Consider the following 321-nt stretch of genomic DNA (forward strand, 5'->3'; position numbering starts at 1 on the left):
TCGGTGTGGAAGACCTCCGCGAGGACGTGCTCCCCGCGCGAGCCCAGGGTCTCGCGCAGGTCGTGCACCAGCTGCTCGGGACCGCACAGGAACCAGGTGTCCACCTCGTGCGGGACGAGGTCGTCGACCAGGTCGACACCGACCCGGCCGACCAGGGCGGCCGTGGGCTCTCGTGACAGCACGTGGTGCACCGTGAGCCGACCCTCGAACGTCTCGACCATGGCGTCGAGGTCGTCGCGGAACATCGTCGACGCGCTCGTGCGGTTGCCGTAGACCAGGGTGGCCCGACCGGCGGGCTCGGCCTCGAGGGTGGCGGCCAGG

Annotated in this window: 1 protein-coding gene; it reads right to left on the reverse strand. The window is 71.7% G+C overall.

Features of this window, described 5'->3' with window-relative positions; genetic code table 11:
- Positions 1-321 (reverse strand): ferredoxin reductase domain-containing protein (locus QWY28_RS23375; protein ID WP_500690675.1); only part of this gene is annotated, 321 nt, incomplete at both ends.

The sequence above is a fragment of the Nocardioides oceani genome, from assembly GCF_030412965.1.
Taxonomy (GTDB): domain Bacteria; phylum Actinomycetota; class Actinomycetes; order Propionibacteriales; family Nocardioidaceae; genus Nocardioides; species Nocardioides oceani.